Here is a 201-nt window from a genome sequence, read left to right on the forward strand (position 1 = left end):
CCGAATACGACAACAGCCCCACCCCTTTCGGGATGAGGCTGTTGTCGCATTTGGTTGCGGGAGCAGGATTTGAACCTGCGACCTTCAGGTTATGAGCCTGACGAGCTACCGGGCTGCTCCATCCCGCGTTATTTTGTTTTCCCTGGAACTCTTTGGTTCCGGAGGGGGCTGTTTTAAGCCCGGCCTTTTTTGTTTTGCGCG

1 tRNA gene is annotated in these 201 nt (G+C 55.2%); it reads right to left on the reverse strand.

Annotation, left to right across the window (positions count from 1 at the left end):
* Nucleotides 1–51: 51 nt before the first annotated feature.
* Nucleotides 52–128, reverse strand: a tRNA-Met gene (locus tag ACXAIC_RS24955).
* Between the last annotated feature and the right edge of the window lie 73 nt (nucleotides 129–201).

The sequence above is a fragment of the Roseibium sp. AWQ4_254 genome, assembly GCF_056161025.1.